This is a genomic window from Thiofilum sp. (assembly GCF_016711335.1).
Classification (GTDB): domain Bacteria; phylum Pseudomonadota; class Gammaproteobacteria; order Thiotrichales; family Thiotrichaceae; genus Thiofilum.
In genome coordinates this window covers 153,080-171,486 of sequence record NZ_JADJTF010000001.1, presented here as the reverse complement: position 1 = coordinate 171,486, position 18,407 = coordinate 153,080, and the positions used below count along the sequence as shown (strand labels likewise).

At 44.3% G+C, this 18,407-nt stretch carries 7 protein-coding genes; 5 read left to right on the top strand and 2 right to left on the bottom strand.

Annotated features, from left to right (window positions below; translation table 11 throughout):
* Positions 1-13 precede the first annotated feature (13 nt).
* Positions 14-9,862 carry a PA14 domain-containing protein gene (locus IPL34_RS00840; RefSeq protein ID WP_296836346.1) on the bottom strand — a complete coding sequence of 3,283 codons (9,849 nt, stop codon included), beginning with the start codon at positions 9,860-9,862 and terminating at the stop codon, positions 14-16.
* A 327-nt stretch (positions 9,863-10,189) separates the two neighbouring features.
* Positions 10,190-11,557: a mechanosensitive ion channel domain-containing protein gene (locus IPL34_RS00835; protein WP_296836342.1), complete on the bottom strand. Its 1,368-nt coding sequence runs from the start codon at positions 11,555-11,557 to the stop codon at positions 10,190-10,192.
* Positions 11,558-11,843: 286 nt separating this feature from the next.
* Here IPL34_RS00835 and IPL34_RS00830 point away from each other — a divergent pair, with 286 nt between their 5' ends.
* From IPL34_RS00830 to cysI, 5 genes are read left to right on the top strand one after another with little or no spacing between them, the layout of a single operon-like run.
* A complete protein-coding gene (locus tag IPL34_RS00830) occupies positions 11,844-13,598 on the top strand; it encodes a flavodoxin domain-containing protein (RefSeq protein ID WP_296836337.1) in 1,755 nt (584 codons plus the stop codon).
* A 13-nt stretch (positions 13,599-13,611) separates the two neighbouring features.
* Entirely contained in the window at positions 13,612-14,361 is a 750-nt protein-coding gene (locus tag IPL34_RS00825; protein ID WP_296836332.1) for a phosphoadenylyl-sulfate reductase, read from the top strand.
* A gap of 7 nt (positions 14,362-14,368) precedes the next feature.
* The gene (cysD, locus tag IPL34_RS00820; RefSeq protein WP_296836328.1) at positions 14,369-15,271 is read left to right on the top strand and encodes a sulfate adenylyltransferase subunit CysD; all 903 of its coding nucleotides are present in this window, start codon (positions 14,369-14,371) and stop codon (positions 15,269-15,271) included.
* On the top strand, positions 15,271-16,587 hold the full coding sequence (cysN, locus tag IPL34_RS00815; protein WP_296836323.1) for a sulfate adenylyltransferase subunit CysN: 1,317 nt from the start codon (positions 15,271-15,273) through the stop codon (positions 16,585-16,587). The genes cysD and cysN overlap by 1 nt, the downstream gene beginning before the upstream one ends.
* Complete coding sequence (gene cysI, locus IPL34_RS00810; RefSeq protein WP_296836319.1) at positions 16,584-18,341, top strand: assimilatory sulfite reductase (NADPH) hemoprotein subunit; 1,758 nt, start codon at positions 16,584-16,586, stop codon at positions 18,339-18,341. The genes cysN and cysI overlap by 4 nt, the downstream gene beginning before the upstream one ends.
* Positions 18,342-18,407 lie beyond the last annotated feature (66 nt).

The following is an 18,407-nucleotide window of genomic DNA, read 5'->3' as shown; positions in this document are numbered from 1 at the left end:
ATGACCTCCTAAGTTATTCGTAGATGAAACGTGCATCAGTCATCAGATACAGCAATACCGTTCCCCACGCTCGCTTGGTATAGGTCGGGTCTTCCCAACTGGTATATAAGCGGCAGGAGGTATCAGTGGTATTGCTACGATCAGCCCAAGCTTCACTAAATAAGTTAAAGCTGCGAGTGATCTCTGGATCATCAATGGCTAAGGTTTCATTGAGGAATTGCTTATGTAAGTACTGCAAATTGGCTCGAATGCGTTTTTCACCCGCTGGCATATATGCACTTTGCGCGGTAATGACGCGTAAGAAAGTATCATCCACAAACGAGTCATTATTAGGGTTGGTAGTCGTATCAATGCGCTTACCTTGCATATAGAAGCGAATGCTACGGGTATAGGGCGGTATAGCGGCATACGCCATTTGGTTTTGCCAATAACCTTCTTTACCAATCAGCACTTGGCTCTTAGTCAATTCATTATCGCTACCATCGCGGAAGCTCAAATAAACACTAGCCTCGTCGTTGTCCACACTCCATCCGCGTAATGCTGCACCAAAGAGTACTTTGGCTTCACTCTGATCAATGCTTTCATCCCATGCAGTCACATCAGCCGTTTGATATAAGCGTGCCAGCGGGCTTTGGTTTTTGCACATACTACCCGGATTGAATTGTGCTTTACCGCTTTTAACAGGAACACCACCCTCACAGCTCCAAGGTGCACCGGACAATACACGTACCGTACCTTGTTCTAAAGTCCAGCCATCCAAACCAGACTCAGCTCCCGGATTCGCTAATAAGTTCAAGGTGCTAGTATCGACTTCTTCATATACCGGAGTATCAGTTGCCTCCACATAGGGGAAGAGTTTGCGACTACTACCCGCTAGGCGGAAATCATCGGCTGTAGCATTACAGCTCAACTCTATCGCCATGCGTTCTGGAATAGTATTCATGAGACTATTCATGATGGTGTTAGGTTTGTTTTGAATCCGTCCACCATCAAAACCACCATAGAATAAGCCCATACTACTACCCCAAGCATTTTCAGGGCGGAACCAGTACCAATCACTACCCATCAATGATTTGACTTTGGCATATAACTCTTCAGGAGTGAGTAACCGTGCTAAGCCCATATCGGTGAGAGTGTATTGTTGCTCAGCCCCTAATTGTCCCGCTTTAGCGCGGAAGAGGGGGCTAGCGACCATATCAATCAGTAAGTCTTTGACATTCCAAGCCCCACGACCTTGATCGTAGGTAAAGCGATTCGCTAGCTGAGTCAGAACTTCGTCTTGAGTATTATAAGCTGCCATTTTTTGCGCATAGTCACTTGCGGTCGTATCGACAGGAGCAGTCAGAGGCAAGCGTTTAAAGACAGGTTTAAACCAGAAATACACGCCACCTTTAGCAAAACGCACATCTTGGATCAACTGTTTACCCAACCACTGCAAGGTGTCCTGAGTGCCAGTAATAGGCAGCACATTAGTGTCTGGAGTACGCAGTACTAAGAACACATCATCCACATAAGCATCAATAAATTTATCGGCCCATGTTTGGGTAGCACGTAAACCTTGCATCACAAAACGTAGTTTACGGGTAGTTGCAGGTACTTGGGCAGTCGCAGTCTTATTTGTCCATGTCCATGAGGTTTGATCAGTCAGAACAGTGGATTTTCCTAGATTTTTACCTGCTTTATCTAAGTATTCTACCCAAATGGAGGCTTTATCACGGCTGTGCAGTGCAGAGAAATAAGCACCATAATCAATTTCCACTTTAGCTTTATCAATATTGGCAGCATGAGCTGTAATATCAATATCTTGCCACGCTAGCGCTTCATCTAGCTGAGTGGTACAGGAGCCGACTTGATACAGTTTACTACCTGACTTGGGATCACGGGGGATACCGCTACAGGTGGTCTTGTTAGTAGACTCGATTTTGCCTTTGTTCATCACCCAGCCAGTAATGCCTTCCTCCGCAGAGGGGCTTTTTACTAGATTAGCTGACGTTGCCCACGAGGTAGAGGTATAGCCACTATACCCACCGGGTGCGGTACGATTATTAAAGCCTGTCGGGAACATATCTCGATACCAAGTATCGCCTGCGTGATACCAAGGCTGACCATTATTATCAAGTGGATAGCCGCCGGTTTTATAGACCCAAGCTAAGGAGTCTTTATCACCCTTAGTTCCATCAAAGTTTTGTAGGTAACGACTATTATTACCCCAATCACGGAAGGCTCCCGCTACGGGTTCCATAACGGTGTGGCATACCATACAGTTAGGATTCTGCATGGTAGGCACACGGTAATTACCATTATTACTGTCATCTAAAGGACGTTGTGCGAGCGCCTCAAGATCTAAAGCTAGGAATTGCTTATACACTTGCGCAGCACGATGGCGATTACGGTTAGTATCCGTGGTGGGGAAGCGTGATAGCCATGCATTGGTGCTCAATACACCTGCATGAGCAAACGCTTTACCCGGATAACGCGCAGATACTTGGGGAATACGTACAGGTAAGTATTCTTTAGCATTGTTTGGATCAGCAAAGGCTCCAGCAATAGGTGTTGCCCCTGTTGCCTTAGCCAATTGTGGGTTCATCACGGTGTAATTAGCGGTGAGTATTTCAGTCCAAGGCTTGTCATTACCCACTAAGTACTGCATAAGCAATACAGGCTCACGGCGCACCGCCTCATTAACCGCATTCTTTTCGGCATCCGTCATGGTATCCAAGATAGGATAATCCGTACTGGATAACCCCATAGTACTACCAATCCATGCAGCTCCATTACTGAGGAACACCTCATGACCCGCACGATACACAAATGGATCTAAAGCACCTTTAGTGTCCATCATTTTGCGCAGAGTAGTGCGGAAGGTTTCTTCATTAGTGACCGCCGCTGTTTCCGCAGCAGTAGGCAAGCGATTTAATAAGATTAAACTCGCCTTACGTAAAGTATCGGGATAGCTTAAAAGCTGTAAACCCTGAGGCGTAGCTTCAGCACTGCTTAAAGTAGCGGAGGCTGATTCACTAACGACTGAGCGATTACCAAAGGTATCAACGGCTACCACCGTGTACTGATAAGTACCTGCTTTCAGACCTTTATCGGTAAAGGTATTAAAGCTTGTTCTACCGACCCAAACACCATCGCGGTAAATGTCGTAATAGAGCACATCCCAATCATCACTGGCGTCCATCCACGTTAAAGTCACACTGGTAGGTGTATAAGATTCAGCCGCTAATTCGCTCGGTACGGAAGGAGGTGTGGTATCTTGAGACTGATGAGCATAGTACTCGGCTAGAGCCTCTAATGCCGGACGCCCCTCTTGAGTGAATAAGGTTTTAATCGCGTCTGTCATCTGCTGAGTACTGGGTTGGCTACGACCTTGAGCGTAATCTAATAAGGTACGCTCCATATAAGGCTTCCATTGTCCAGCCAATCGTGCTCCGGTAAGTGTACCGCTTTTACCACCACTAATATGGCAAGAGGCGCAGTATTGTGTGTGTAAGGCTTGTCCACGCTGTACTTTGCCAGCATCCGTAGTTTGCTCACCAGCAGTAAAGGCTTGGTTAGAGTAGTAAGCAGCAATTAGATTAATCTCATCCGCACTATAGCCCTTAGCAATCCGATTCATCACTAATGAAGCACGTTTGCCAGTCTTATAGTCATTCATCACTTGACTGATATAGGTTTTGGATAAACCACCAAGACTTGGTGTGGCAGGGCCTGCACTAGAGCCATTACTGCCATGACAGCTAGCACAATTGGCGACTAATGATTGAGTCATAATAGGCTCATTGCTGTCGGGTATATCGGTACATTGTCCGGGCGTTTTAAGCTGATCGAGTAGCTTACCGAGGTTGGTATAGTCGTTGGAGTTAAGCGCAAAGACCGTACCACCCCCATGAGTGATTTTACCGCTGGCTTTATCCAGAATGATTTGCTTACCCAAGGTTTGATTAAGCGTACTAACAGCCCCTAGATTACGTAGGCTAGAATCAGGCGCGTTAGACAAAATAAAGCGACTGTTTTGTCCCATACCACCTGCGACATGGCAGCTAGCACAAGTACCCATAGAAGTTTCTACATTTTGCTTAAAGTAAACTTGAGTCGATTCGCAAATACCACTAGGCGTTACTACCACGCTATTGCTGTCTAATGACATGTTATTAGCAGCATCCATCGCTTTAACGACATAGGTATAAGTTTGACCTACTTTGACTGAGTTATCGGTGTAATACAGCGACGGTGTTAAGGCTAATAAACGACCATCACGCACAATACGATATTGCTTCACCCCTTTATTATCAGTCGAAGCATTCCAAATAAGCTTAACCTTTTGATTGGTATCAATGCTTCCTGCTAAATCAGTAGGGGCACTCGGCGCAGTAGCATCACCACTGAGGGTTTGTACTGCAATAGAAAGGGCAGACACATTGCCCGCCGCATCGGCAGCTTGTACTTGATAACTATATTGAGTATTTTCAACGACTTTAGTATCAGTGTACTGTGGTTGTGTGCTGGTACCAATTTGTACGCCATTACGCACAATCCGGTATTGAGCTACGCCCACATTGTCGGTTGCTGTATCCCAAGTCAGAGCAATTTGCGTAGGACTGAGTACTTGAGCCTGTAAACCTGTGGGTATAGTGGGACTAATGCCATCTTTAGTCGTCACAGTTAAAGAGGTTGATGCGGCTGAAATATTGCCTGCTGCATCCACGGCTTTAACACTATACAAGTATTTACCCGTACTTTTTAAGCTACTATCAACAAAGCCTGCATCACTGGTTTCAGCAATCTGCACTCCATCACGCCACACCTGATAAGACTTAATGCCAATATTATCCGTTGCACCAGTCCACACTAAAGTCACCGAGGTAGGGGCAATAGCTTGCACCGTAATTTGTTTAGGAGGTGTAGGCGCTTGTGTATCAGGTATGGTGACACTCAGTTCAGCCTTACGTGATTCACGACCATTCGGCCACACTGCACTGACACTATAGGCATAAGTTTTGGTCGCACTGACTTTTAAATCAGTAGCGCTATTGGTATTGACGGTAGTGAGTAATGCTCCATCTTTATAGACTTTGTATTGGGTAACAATAGGTTGAGTATCCCAAGTGAGAATTACTCTATCCTGTGCCAAGGTACTGGTTTTAAGATTAGTCGGCACTTGTGGCTCACTCAATTGCTCTGATTTCCAGCTCAATTGCGCTACGGCTAAGCCCCCCCCATCATAGTATTCTGCTTTGAGAGTGTGTAAGCCACCGGTTAGGAAAATACGCTTACTGTATAATGTCGCTGCTTGAGGTTTCCAAGAGTTGATAACCAGTGTGTCATCTACCCATAATTTAAACCCATCATCGACTTTAACACTGAAAGTATATTCACCCTCGGCGAAGTCCATCTTACCTATCCAACGGGCTGAGAAATCAGCATTGATACCATCCTGAGGTGCTTTATTTATCCAATCAAAGTTAATTGCATTGTCATAGCGATGGTCTGCTACTACACCCGTTAAATCTTTGCTGTTATAGAAGCTGGTGCAGAATTTTCCTGTGGGGATTTCTATGCTGCAATTGGGTACTTTTTCCCAAGAAAGTTTAGCTTTGGCACTGCCCCAATCTTCACGGTATTCCACTTTAATAGCATGTATGCCTTGGGATAATGAGAGTAGGCGGCGTTGTTTACCATACCAAGGCCATTGGGGAGTCCATGCATTAATCAGCTCTTTGCCATCCACCCAAACTCTAATCGCATCATCCGCATCGGTGACAAAACGATATAAACCCGCTTCTAAATCAAAGGTACCAGTCCAGCGTACTGAGAATTTATCTCTAGGCACAAATGTGGTGGGCGCATCCGCTCCCCAGTCAAAATCGATTTTGTCTGCCAATTGGATACTGACCAGCTCACCGGTTAAATCATTCGTGCCATAAAACTCAGCGCAGAACTGATTGAGCGGTGTGGCTTTACAATCGGGGAGTTTCTCCCAAGTGAGTTTAGCTTTAGCCACTGACCACGAATCAAAAGTCTCCATCACCACATCGTGCCAGCCTTCTGCGATGGTCAGAATTTTTTGCTGCTTAGCGTTTTGCTGCGTCCATTTATCAATAATGATTTGATTATTCAGTTTAACAATAACGCCTTGGTCAGTATCGGTCACTGCACGATAAGTACCTGCGGTGAAATACTGTTTGCCTTTCCAACGTGCTGAGAAATTATCTTTATTGACTAAAGGTGCTGGCTGGTCTTCACCCCAGTTTTCATTAATAGTACTGACAGGTTGCATATCCCGCACAAAGCCAGTCAGGTCTTTATTATTAAAGAATTCCAAACAATAGCTATTATTAGGAATAGGGTAGCAACCCTCAATTTCTTGCCAATTGAGTTTAACTTTGGCAGTACCATAGTTTTCACGGTATTCAACTTTAACGGTATGTAAGCCTTCAGAGATAAAAGGTACAGCTTGTACTTGCCCTTTCCATTGCCAATCCATGCTGGTTTGGTCAATGATTTTTACCTGATCCACCCACACGGTAATGCCATCATCGGCATCCCCAGTGAAGCGATAATACCCAGCCTTAAAATTAAATTGACCCTGCCACCGCGCAGAGAACTTATCATTTTTCAGACCATGCATGGGGCGTTGATCGACCCAATCAAAATCAATCTTGGGGGTGGTTTGAGTACGAATCACAGCCCCTTCAAGCTTTTCACTGTCAAAGTACTGACCACAGAAGCCATTAATAGGAATGCCAGTACATTCTTGTTTTTGCTCCCAAGAAACCTTGGCATTCGCCCAGCCCGACTCTTCTTTATACTCGACTCGAATCAGGTGCTTACCTGCGGTCATATCCAGATCAGCAAAATATTCTTGATTAGGGCTACCTTTCCATTGATCAATCAGGAGTTTGTCACCTACCCATAAGCGTACACCGTCATCAACTTTGGTAATAAAACGATATTTATCTGCTTTGAAGTCAAAATAGCCTAGCCAACGAATAGAAAACCTATCTACAGGCAATTCAGGAATAGGCGCTTTGTCTTGCCAAGTAAAATCAATTTTTTCAGTCTCACCCATTTTTACGGGTTCTTCGGCAATACCGGTATTGGGGTAGTATTCGGCGCAATAGCGATTGTCGGGAATTTCGGTACATTGAGCATTGGTTTTTGACCATGACAATTTAGCTAAAGCACCGCCGCCATTTTCGTAATACTCTAATTTAATGCGATGAATACCCGCTTTGAGGGGAATACCTTGTTTATAAACAGCATTCCATTGGTCTTTCCAACCATCGATCACCACTACATCATCGACCCACACTTTAATGCCATCATCGCTAGTGGTGGTAAACGTGTAATTACCCGCCGCAAAGTCAAAGTCGCCTACCCAACGCACTGAAAACTTATCAGCGGGGAAACCACCCCCTGCCAGAGGGGCATCACCATTCCAAGTAAAATCAACTTTGGGGGTGGTTTGGAAGCGTTTAGCAGTACCCGTCAAGGTCATATTATCAAAGTATTCACCACAGAAAGATTCTAAGGGTACGGTCTTACAATCGCTTAATGCCTTGAGCCAATTAAGTTTTAGGAAGCTACCTTCTTTAGCTTTGAGTTCAATGCGGATGGTATGTTTGCCTTTACTGAGATTCTTTAAGGCTTGGCTAATGCTTTGAGCAGAATAACCGTTACTAGAATAAATGAGTTGACCATCCACCCAAATATTTAAAGTACCTAGACCATGCTGGATTTCAAACGCGTAATCACCTGGATTAGCAATATCAATGAGTCCCTCCCAACGCATGGTCATACCCGCCGTAATTAAATTGGCTGGGAAAGTAAACGTACTGAAATCAAAACTCAAACCATTAGTGGTCTGGACAAAAGGCACTTCAGTAATAAGTAGATTATTAGATTTATCAATATAGGTCAGGCAAGTTTTAGTAGTACTTAAGCTGCAACCTAAACGTTTAAAGGATAAATCAAGCGCAGCGCCCGCCGTAATATCGGTGTATTGAAGTTTAATCGAGTGAGTACCCGCACCAAGGGTAATATCTTTAGTGAGAGTACGAGTATCTTGTTTAGTGGTGGCTTTGCCATCGATGACTAGCTGATTATCGATCCACAATTGCACATGATCATCCGCTTTAAGCGTAAAGCTATAAGTACCGCCTAATAGGTTGAGCGTACTTTGATAATTAACACTAAAACCATCTCGACTAACACCTGCATCAGGACCACCATGTCCCCAGTTTTTAGCTAATAAGGAAGTCACTGAACCCGTATCATTAAGAGGGACAGGCTGCTGAAGCATTAAAGCAGGTTGAGCGGCAAAGTTATTAGTCGGGTAATAGGCAATGCAGGATTGATTAGTAGCAGGTTGTGGGCAGCTCATGATAGCAGCACTAGCTTCTTGCTTTAACCATACCCCTTGATTAGACACCGGAGCTGTCAGAGTTTGTACGCGAGCATTGGGTACAGTAACTTTAATATTTCCCGCTAAATTGAATTGCGCAGGGTAGGCATTCGCAATCACAGTACTTACCGCTTTGCCCGTAGCAAGTGAGGGAGTAAAACGCCACAATTTGCCTTGGCTGGTATCGGCAGCCGTTAGAATATAAGGTTGAGTCCAATCAACCCCATTGTCTACTGAATGAGTCAGTGCAGTCGTAATACCCGCTTGTTGATCGAATTCACTCAGTACTTGTTGCACGAGTTGATCGTCAGTGGCAGAGGTTGCGGTATTAAAATAAATAAAGTTACGTGCGCCTAGTAGCCCTGCATGTAGGAGCATCTCTTGATATAAATCACTGGTTTTTAAGGGGGCGCTATAACCAGTGGGGACAGTAGTTTGAGTTTTGCCACTAATATAAGGATGTAACGCACGACTAGAGGCTAGGGCGCTATTACGTAGCCGATTGAGTTCATGACGCAGCGTATTGAAAGCATTGGCTGGATAAGTCGTTTGGTTAATCACAATACCGGAGCTGGGCACTAAACCACTTAAGTACTTACTTTGGCTAGTGCCGACAATCGTGCTAGCTCTGCTATGTTCATTAGGTACAGTAAATAAGCCTGAATAGTAGGAAAAATCACGGGATGATACTTGTACGGAAGGGAAATAAGTTCTGAGCGGAGTATAAAAGGCTTGGTTTAAATAAGCCGCTACCCGCGCTTTCATCACCGCATTCCAAGTTTGTTGGCGTTGAAGCGCTTGAGCATCAGTCGCATACATAGTCATTAGGTCGCTAAAACCCAAAGTACTTTGTATCGCAGCAAAGCGGGTATCGTTTTGAATCGCGGTTAAATAATTAGCTAAACTACCGGATGCAATACCTGCCGCTTTAATATCGTCAGTGGTGAGGGCTAGACCACGATAATCCAACGTGATGAGATCAACGGTTCCACCCGCCGCTTTGTATTGGCGGAAAAACTCACTTACCCGTGCCGCTACACTCGCCACGCCATTATCAAGCCAAATACCATGATCGGGGAGAGTAGTTCCTGCCGTAGTGGTAACAATCAACGTTTTATTTTGAGGGTCAGTAATGGCGGCAATATTACTGGCTTTGGCGATTTGTAAAAAATCTAAATCCAAATTAATCAGTGCTTTGTAGCCGGCTGGCATAGTGCGCGTAGCATTTAGCGTATCTGTCACCGCTTGAGCAATAGCGGTTTGAGAGCTTAATGGTTGTAGCGCGATGCTTTTAATAGGGCTGATTTTAGTGTTCGCGCTATGGCTGGGGTACACCGAATACGCATGACTGGAGTAGTCAGCGGCTAGAATTTTGGTAGGTAGGCTATAGCCCAACACTAAGATTAATAAGCCGTAATGCAGGTTACGACACCAGTTAAATAGTTTAGCCATGACTCCCTCAATCAATATCAGGCTTTATAATCAGATTATTTTATCGATATTTACCTAACATTTCCATGAACATTTGATAGTTTTGTGCTGATTAAAAAACGGCAATATATTGATTTATATCAAGCAATTGGTGTTTTTAAATTAATACTACATTAATTTAGGCTAAGAATTAATCAGATTTTAAGATTAGCGGTGCTTATAATTAAAGGAAGATCTAGGATATTAACACATCCTAAAGCTGTATTATTGAGCAATGCCTAGGGTAGTTCTGGTTGCTCCTAGCGCTTACGTTTACTGAGTAGGGAGCTACTCAGTAAACGTAAGCGCTTATAATTCCTTGGGAGCATGAGGATTTAATAAATTTTCCTCAGCGGGGTCTCGCTCCTCAATGACTTGCGCTTTAGCCGCATCATTGTGAGCGCTAGTGTCATATAGCTCAGAATGATTTGCTAAGGGTAAGTCTTCGGGCGTTAGATGTTTGGGTTTAGCCGTATCCGCTTCGTCTTTAACCATTCTGATGTCATAGGTCGTAGTTGGGCTACCTATCTGATGTTGATCCAGCGTGGCTTTAATACTACGCAAGGTTTCGCTACGTACTCGATTTAAACTATAAGCGGTCTGATCGACCCAAGCCAAAATTTGTAGCTGCACTAAGCCATTATCCCAAGACTGGATTAATACTTCAGGTTTGGGTTCTGTGAGTAGATTCGGCATGGTTTTAAGGGTGGTTAAGACTAATGACTGAATAGCTAATACGTCGTGACACTCATGTATAGCAAGCAAAATAGTAAAACGTCGTTGTGGATTGCGTGAGTAATTGGTAATAACCGCCTTAAAGACCGTTGAATTAGGAATACGAATATGATTTCCTTCGGCTGAAATTAAAATAGTCGCTCTTGAATTTAAGCGTGCAACTCGTCCTTCTTGGTTTTCGATTTTAACTAAATCATTAACATTAAAAGGATTGCGCAAGCTTAGTAAAATACTAGCAATATAATTTTCCACGGTATCTCGGACAGCAAAACCTATAGCTAAACCTACAATACTGGCAGCCCCTAAAATAGTTTTAATCAGTTCAGTCGCATCTAAAATCGTTAAGGCTACAAATAAACCGATTAGCACTACCAGTAAATTAATAATTTGCCCTATAAGGCTGGCAATAAAGTAATTATTACTAAAGGTGCGATAAAGTTTATGTTGACGTGACAATAAACTCCCTAACCACCAAAAAGCGCCAAATACTACTAGGGCTAATAAAAAGATCGGAATATTGCCAATGGTATCTTTGACCATACTGCGCAAACGTTCCCACGTAGTATTTAAACGACGCTCAATAGTACGGTTGACGGTGAGACGGTTATTAATCGCTACTACACCCGAAACTTGACGTGCAAAACGCACAGCACGCTCTGAATCATTATTGGAGTTGAGTTCGCCTTGTAAGGTCACTACGCCATTGCGTACTTGGACTTTTAAGTTTTCTAATCCATTAATTTCGGCATAAAGCGTGTTCAAGCGCTTCTGGATTTTTTGATCATCTTGTAGCGTAGTGTCTGTGGCAATGGATTTATTGTCGACCTCAATGGTGGCTTCCTTTTCACCTGTGAGTAAGTTTAAGAGCGTCTCTTCAGCACCATAGCTAGGTGGTGCGATTAGTAAGACTAAGGCTAGAAATAGCGTTAAGTATCTGAGCATATATGTACTTCCTAAGTGCTCTATGACGAGGGCAATGATGACAGGGCTAAGTTTCACACCATAACGACTTAATCTAGCGCTGAAAAGTTAAAAGGCTAGTCGAGTAAGCTCGAATTTTAGTCAATTTGTCAGTTTGCACCGATGTCTCGATGTGCTAAGTCACTTCTCAATCGGGTTCTTTATAATATTTATCTAAAATTAAGATTTAAATATCAATAAACATCACTTTTTTCGCTAAAAACTCTGCTCCATACTACACCGCATTAGCAGTATGGAGATTTCAATAATGGTTTTGAGTGAGCAGCAGCTTCAGCAAGTGACCAGCGCCGTAAGCGGCTTATCACCTTCACAATTAGCGTGGTTAGGCGGCTATTTCACAGGCTTGTCACAAACTGCATTGGTGGGGCAAGTCTCGCAACAGAGTGCCGCCGCTAACTTAGCACCTGCCTTAAGTGCCACCGTGTTATATGGCACACAAACAGGCAACTCTAAAAAAGTCGCCACCCAATTACATACTGCCCTGCAAGCTAAAGGCGTCAATGCAACCCTGTTAAACATCAAGGACTACCGCACGCAAAATCTCAAAAAAGAAACACGCTTGTATGTGGTAGTCAGTACTCAAGGCAATGGTGAGCCACCGGATGAAGCGCGTGCGTTTTATAAATTTATTCAAGACAAACGAGCACCTCACTTAGAGCAGTTAGAGTATTCCGTGCTAGCCCTAGGTGATTCAAGTTACGAGGAATTTTGCCAAGCAGGTGTTTTACTAGATGACCGCTTAGCTGAACTAGGTGCAAAGCGTATTGTGGAGCGTACTGATTGCGATGTGGATTTTGCTGAAGCCGCTAGTACTTGGCAGCAACACGTATTAGATAAACTGCCGCAAGCACCCAGTAATGTCGTACCCCTACGCCCCAATGTATTAAGTACTCAAGTGGCTCAAGCTACCGATAGCTTTTATGCGGCTGAAGTACTCAATCGTACTCATGTGACCGCGAGCCAATCAGACAAAGAGGTTTATCACATTGAGTTTGCGCTTGAGGGTTCGGGTTTAAGCTATGCCCCCGGCGATATTTTAGTAGTTAAAACTAAAAATAATCAGACAGCCGTTGCTGAATTTTTACAAGTACTTGGTTTAGAGGCTAGTACCAGTGTTACTACTAAAACAGGTACGAGTACTTTAGCCGAAGTACTAGCAGAACGTGAATTAACTAGCCTTACGCGTAAGCAATTGAAAGCCTATGCCGAACTCATTGGTAACCAAACCTTAGTGGCTGAGTTAGAGGCTAAAGCAGATTTTGATTGGTTGACCGATGCCGATTGGGTAGATGTCATTAAACGCTATCCTGCGAATTTAACCGCGCAGCAATGGGTTGATCTATTACGAGTACTGCAACCGCGCCAATACTCGATTGCATCCAGCCCCACGGCTCATAGTGGTGAAGTGCATTTATTGATTAAGCGTGTGGAGTATTCACATCTCAATCGTCTGCATCAAGGTTCTGCCTCTAATGCGTTAGCGCAAGTGGAGTTAGGCGAAAAGGTTGAAACTCAAGTCAAACCTAATGCCCATTTCAAACTACCTGCCGACCCTAGTACCAAGGTCATTATGATTGGTGCAGGCACAGGTGTAGCACCGTTTCGCAGTTTCTTATTTGAACGCGAAGCGCAAGGGATTACGGGGAATACGTGGTTATTCTTTGGTGAGCAACGTTTCCGTACCGATTTCCTGTATCAAGTTGAGTGGCAAGCGCTTTTAAAATCAGGTGCTTTAGAAAAAATGAGCGTGGCATTTTCCCGCGACCAAGCGCAAAAAGTGTATGTGCAACATCGCATTACTGAAAATGCCTCAGCCGTTTATGAGTGGCTGCAATCCGGTGCACATATTTATGTGTGTGGTGATATGAACAAAATGGCGAAAGATGTTCATCAAGCCCTGATTCAAGTGTTGGTCACTGAAGGCAAGCAAAGCCCCGAACAGGCACAAAGTACTTTAGAAGCATGGATTAGTGCAGGGCGTTATCAACGCGATGTGTATTAAGGAATAACAAAAGATGACGCTTACCAGTTTAGAAATCAAAGCCTTAAATGAAGAGTTTGCTCACTATGATCTGGTTGAGGCGCTCAAGGCTTTACGCCAACGCTTTCGCCGCAAAATCGCGTTTTCAACCAGTTTGGGTTTGGAAGATCAAGTCATTACCGATGCGATTTTTAGGCAAAACTTAGACATTGAGGTATTTACTTTAGATACCGGACGCCAGTTCCCCGAAAACTATACAACCTTAGATGCTACGACTAAGCGTTATGGCAAAACCATTCGCGTACTCTATCCCAATACTGAAGCGATTGAGCAGTATGTGAGTACTAAAGGTATTAATGCGTTGTATGAGTCGGTAGCTAATCGCAAAGAGTGCTGTGCAATTCGCAAAATCGAACCACTCAATCGCGCCTTACAAGGTGTGGAGGTGTGGATTACTGGATTGCGTGCGGCTCAATCAGCTTATCGTTCTGATATGCAGTTATTTGAATGGGATCAAGCCCGTCATTTATTGAAATTTAATCCTTTATTGCATTGGTCATCAACAGAGGTACGTCATTACATTGCTGATCATGCAGTCCCTTATAACGCTTTACATGATCAAGGTTTTCCTAGCATCGGTTGCCAGCCTTGTACTCGTGCAATTGTCGAGGGAGAAGATGAGCGTGCAGGGCGTTGGTGGTGGGAGACGGCTAATCAAGAGTGTGGTTTACACGATGGGACTAATGCACCTGCATTTAAAACGATTAATCGCTTAGGACTTTAAAATAATCATGACAAAACCATTAAGCCATTTGGATTGGCTAGAAGCAGAAGCGATTCATATTTTACGTGAAGTCGCCGGACAGTGCTCCAACCCTGTTTTATTGTTTTCAGGTGGAAAGGACTCTATCTGCTTATTACGTTTGGCTGAAAAAGCCTTTCGGCCCGGACGCTTCCCGTTTCCATTGCTGCATGTGGATACCGGACATAATTACCCTGAAGTGATTGAGTTTCGTGATCGTAAAGCCGCTGAATTGGGTGAGCGTTTAATAGTGCGCTCGGTTGAGGATTCGATGAAACGTGGCACAGTAGTGCTGAAAAATTCTAATGAATCACGCAATAAACATCAGTCTGTCACTTTACTCGAAGCGATTGAAGAGTTTGGGTTTGATGCCTGCATTGGGGGCGCTCGGCGTGATGAGGAAAAAGCGCGGGCAAAAGAACGCATTATGAGTTTTCGTGACGAATTTGGTCAGTGGGACCCTAAAAATCAGCGCCCTGAACTGTGGAGCTTATATAACGCTCGTAGTCACAAAGGTGAAAATATTCGTGCCTTTCCGATCTCGAATTGGACTGAATTAGATGTGTGGCAGTATATCGAGCGTGAAGGTTTGGAGTTGCCCAGTATCTATTTTGCTCATACTCGTCCGATTGTAATGCGTAAGGGGACAATGCAGCCTGTTACTGACATTACACCAGCATTAGCAGGTGAGGAGATTGTAGATTTACAAGTCCGCTTCCGCACTGTGGGCGATATTACTTGTACCGCCCCCGTACTATCCGATGCAGATACGGTAGACAAAATTATTGCTGAAACGGCGACCACTACGATTACTGAACGTGGTGCAACGCGCTTAGATGATCAGGCTAGTGAAGCCGCTATGGAACAACGTAAAAAAGAGGGGTATTTCTAATGACGACTCAGATTAATGCAATTGAAGACCACGGTTTATTACGTTTTCTAACCTGTGGCAGTGTAGATGATGGTAAGAGTACTTTAATCGGACGCTTATTACTTGATTCCAAAGCAATTTTAGCCGATACCTTACATGCCATTGAAAAGACCTCCTTAAAGCGGGGTATGGAGCAGGTCGATTTGTCCTTACTCACCGATGGCTTACAAGCGGAGCGCGAGCAGGGTATTACGATTGATGTGGCGTATCGCTATTTCACTACAGGTACTCGCAAGTACATTATCGCCGATGCACCAGGTCACGAGCAGTACACGCGCAATATGGTGACTGCCGCCTCCACCGCTGATTTAGCAGTAATTCTGGTTGATGCGCGTAAAGGCGTGATTACTCAAACTCGTCGCCACTCATATCTAGCGCATTTAGTAGGGATTCCGCATTTAGTGGTGGCAGTCAATAAAATGGATTTGGTGAATTATGACCAAACTGTTTTTGACAGTATCCGCCATGAGTATTTAGCCTTTGCCGAGCAATTAGGCATTAACGATGTGCGCTTTATTCCATTATCTGCACTCAAAGGCGATATGGTGGTAGTGCGGGGTGATAAGCTCAATTGGTATCAAGGTCAAACCTTGATGGAGATATTAGAGACCGCAACCACTGCCCATGACGAACATGTCGAAGCGTTCCGTTTGCCTGTGCAGTATGTCTGCCGTCCACAGGATGCCACTAATCCAGAGTTACACGATTATCGTGGATTCATGGGACGGGTCGAGTCTGGCTCCATTAAATTGGGTGAGCGCGTAACGGTATTGCCTTCGGGTTTAAGCAGTACTGTGAAGGCGATTGAGTTAGGCGGTGAGCAATTATCTGAAGCGGTCACTGAGCAATCAGTAACGATTTTACTCGCAGATGAAATCGATATTTCACGCGGTGATATGTTAGTACGTGCCACCGAACTACCCAATCAAACCAAGCAAATTGAAACTACGGTGTGCTGGTTGTCTGAAACTCCATTGGATAAATCGCGTACTTATTTAATCCGTCATACCACCCGCGAAACCAAAGCGAAAATTGCCAGCATTAACTATCGCGTGGATGTGAATAGCCTAGAGCGTCAAACTACTGAGCGCTTAGCGATGAATGATATTGCGGTAGTGAATTTCAAATTAGCGCAGCCTTTATTCACCGATTCGTATCGGGATAATCGCAGTACAGGTGCTTTTATTGTGATTGATGAGAGCACTAATAATACCGTAGGTGCAGGCATGATTGGTCTGTTGGAAAGTGCTAATTCGGCTGAGAGAGACGCAGCATGACTAAACCTACTCCAAAAGCCTTTAATGTGATGGTCGCTCAGCCCTCTGAGGTTGAGCATATCAAAGACCAAAGCCGTTATTTACGCGGTACATTGGTGGAAAGTTTTGCCAATCCGATTACCGGGGCAATTGCCACCGATGATGTGCAACTGATTAAATTTCATGGCGCGTATATTGAGGACGACCGCGATTTACGCCTAGAGCGCCAAGAACGCAAACTCGAACCCGCCTATGAATTTATGATTCGGGTGCGTGTTCCGGGCGGCGATTTAAACGCTCAGCAATGGCTAAAACTAACCGACATTGCCGATCAATATGCCAATAAAACGCTGCGGATTACCACGCGCCAAGCGATTCAATTTCACGGCATTTTAAAATTCGACCTGAAAAAATCCATTCAAGCAATGGATGAAGCAGTACTCGATAGTATTGCCGCCTGTGGTGATGTAAATCGTAATGTGATGTGTACGCCGGATGCTTCGCTATCAGCGATTCATGCTCAAGTATTTCCTTATGCGCAAAAAATCAGTGAGCATTTATTACCGCGTACCCGTGCTTATCATGAGATTTGGTTAGATCAACCAGAGGGTTGTACCTTAGTGGCGGGAGGCGAGCCAGAGGAGATTGAGCCTTTATATGGTAAGCATTATTTACCGCGTAAATTTAAAATTGCCATTGCCATTCCACCTTATAACGATACTGATGTTTATATTAATGACATAGCCCTAATCGCTATTGCTGAGGGTGAAAAGCTGAGTGGCTTTAATGTGGCTGTGGGGGGCGGTTTGGGTATGACCTTCGGGCGTTTGGATACTTATCCGCGCCTAGCCGATACCATTGGTTTTTGTACCCCAGAGCAAGTATTGGATGTGTGCTATCAAATCGTCGCTATTCAACGTGATTATGGTAATCGCACCGACCGTAAGCTCTCGCGCTTTAAATACACGATTGATAAATATGGCCTTGAGTGGTTTAAAACCGAACTTAATCAACGTTTGGGTTGGGATTTAGCAGCGGCTAAGCCAGTAAAATTTATTACCACGGGTGATCAATTTGGTTGGCATCAAACCGCTGATGGACGTTGGCATTTAACCTTAAGAGTGGAATACGGGCGGGTCAAAGATACCGATGAGTACCAGCTCAAAACCGCACTAGCTCAACTCTCACAATATGCTTTAGATCATGCGTGGTCAGATTTTCGCTTGCGCTTAACAGCGAACCAGAATTTAGTACTGGCTAATATTGAAGAGGCTGAAAAGGCTACGGTGGAAGCGCTATTGGAGCAGTATCAGTACAAAATTGATGCTAAGCATATTTCCGGTTTACGCCGCAATTCTATCGCGTGTGTATCCTTGAATACCTGTCCACAAGCGATGGCAGAGGCTGAACGCTATATGCCGAGCTTTTTGGACAAATTAGAGCCAACTTTAACTCAACACGGTTTGTTCCAAGATGAGATCAAAATCCGTATGACGGGTTGCCCGAATGGTTGTGGGCGCTCAGTCGCGGCCGAGATCGGTTTAATTGGCAAATCGCCCGGTCGCTATAATCTATACCTAGGCGGTGGGTTTGAGGGGGAGCGTTTAAACAAGCTCTACCGTGAAAATCTGGATGAAAAAGCTCTTTTAAACGAATTACAGGCTTTATTAGCGAAGTACTCAGCAGAGCGCTTACAAGGTGAACATTTTGGTGATTTCGTGATTCGTTCGGGAATTGTGAAAGCTACCCTTGTAGGTAGTGAGTTTCATCAATAATTTTAAATTAATGACTACATTTAATAAGAGTTAGGAATCAGGTTCTTAGCTCTTTTTGTTTTGTCT

Bases quoted from the DNA above. Each gene is read 5' to 3' on its own strand.
- IPL34_RS00830 (WP_296836337.1), top strand. From the start codon at position 11,844: ATGGTTTTGAGTGAGCAGCAGCTTCAGCAAGTGACCAGCGCCGTAAGC.
- IPL34_RS00840 (WP_296836346.1), bottom strand. From the start codon at position 9,862: ATGGCTAAACTATTTAACTGGTGTCGTAACCTGCATTACGGCTTATTA.
- IPL34_RS00825 (WP_296836332.1), top strand. From the start codon at position 13,612: ATGACGCTTACCAGTTTAGAAATCAAAGCCTTAAATGAAGAGTTTGCT.
- IPL34_RS00835 (WP_296836342.1), bottom strand. From the start codon at position 11,557: ATGCTCAGATACTTAACGCTATTTCTAGCCTTAGTCTTACTAATCGCA.
- cysD (WP_296836328.1), top strand. From the start codon at position 14,369: ATGACAAAACCATTAAGCCATTTGGATTGGCTAGAAGCAGAAGCGATT.
- cysI (WP_296836319.1), top strand. From the start codon at position 16,584: ATGACTAAACCTACTCCAAAAGCCTTTAATGTGATGGTCGCTCAGCCC.
- cysN (WP_296836323.1), top strand. From the start codon at position 15,271: ATGACGACTCAGATTAATGCAATTGAAGACCACGGTTTATTACGTTTT.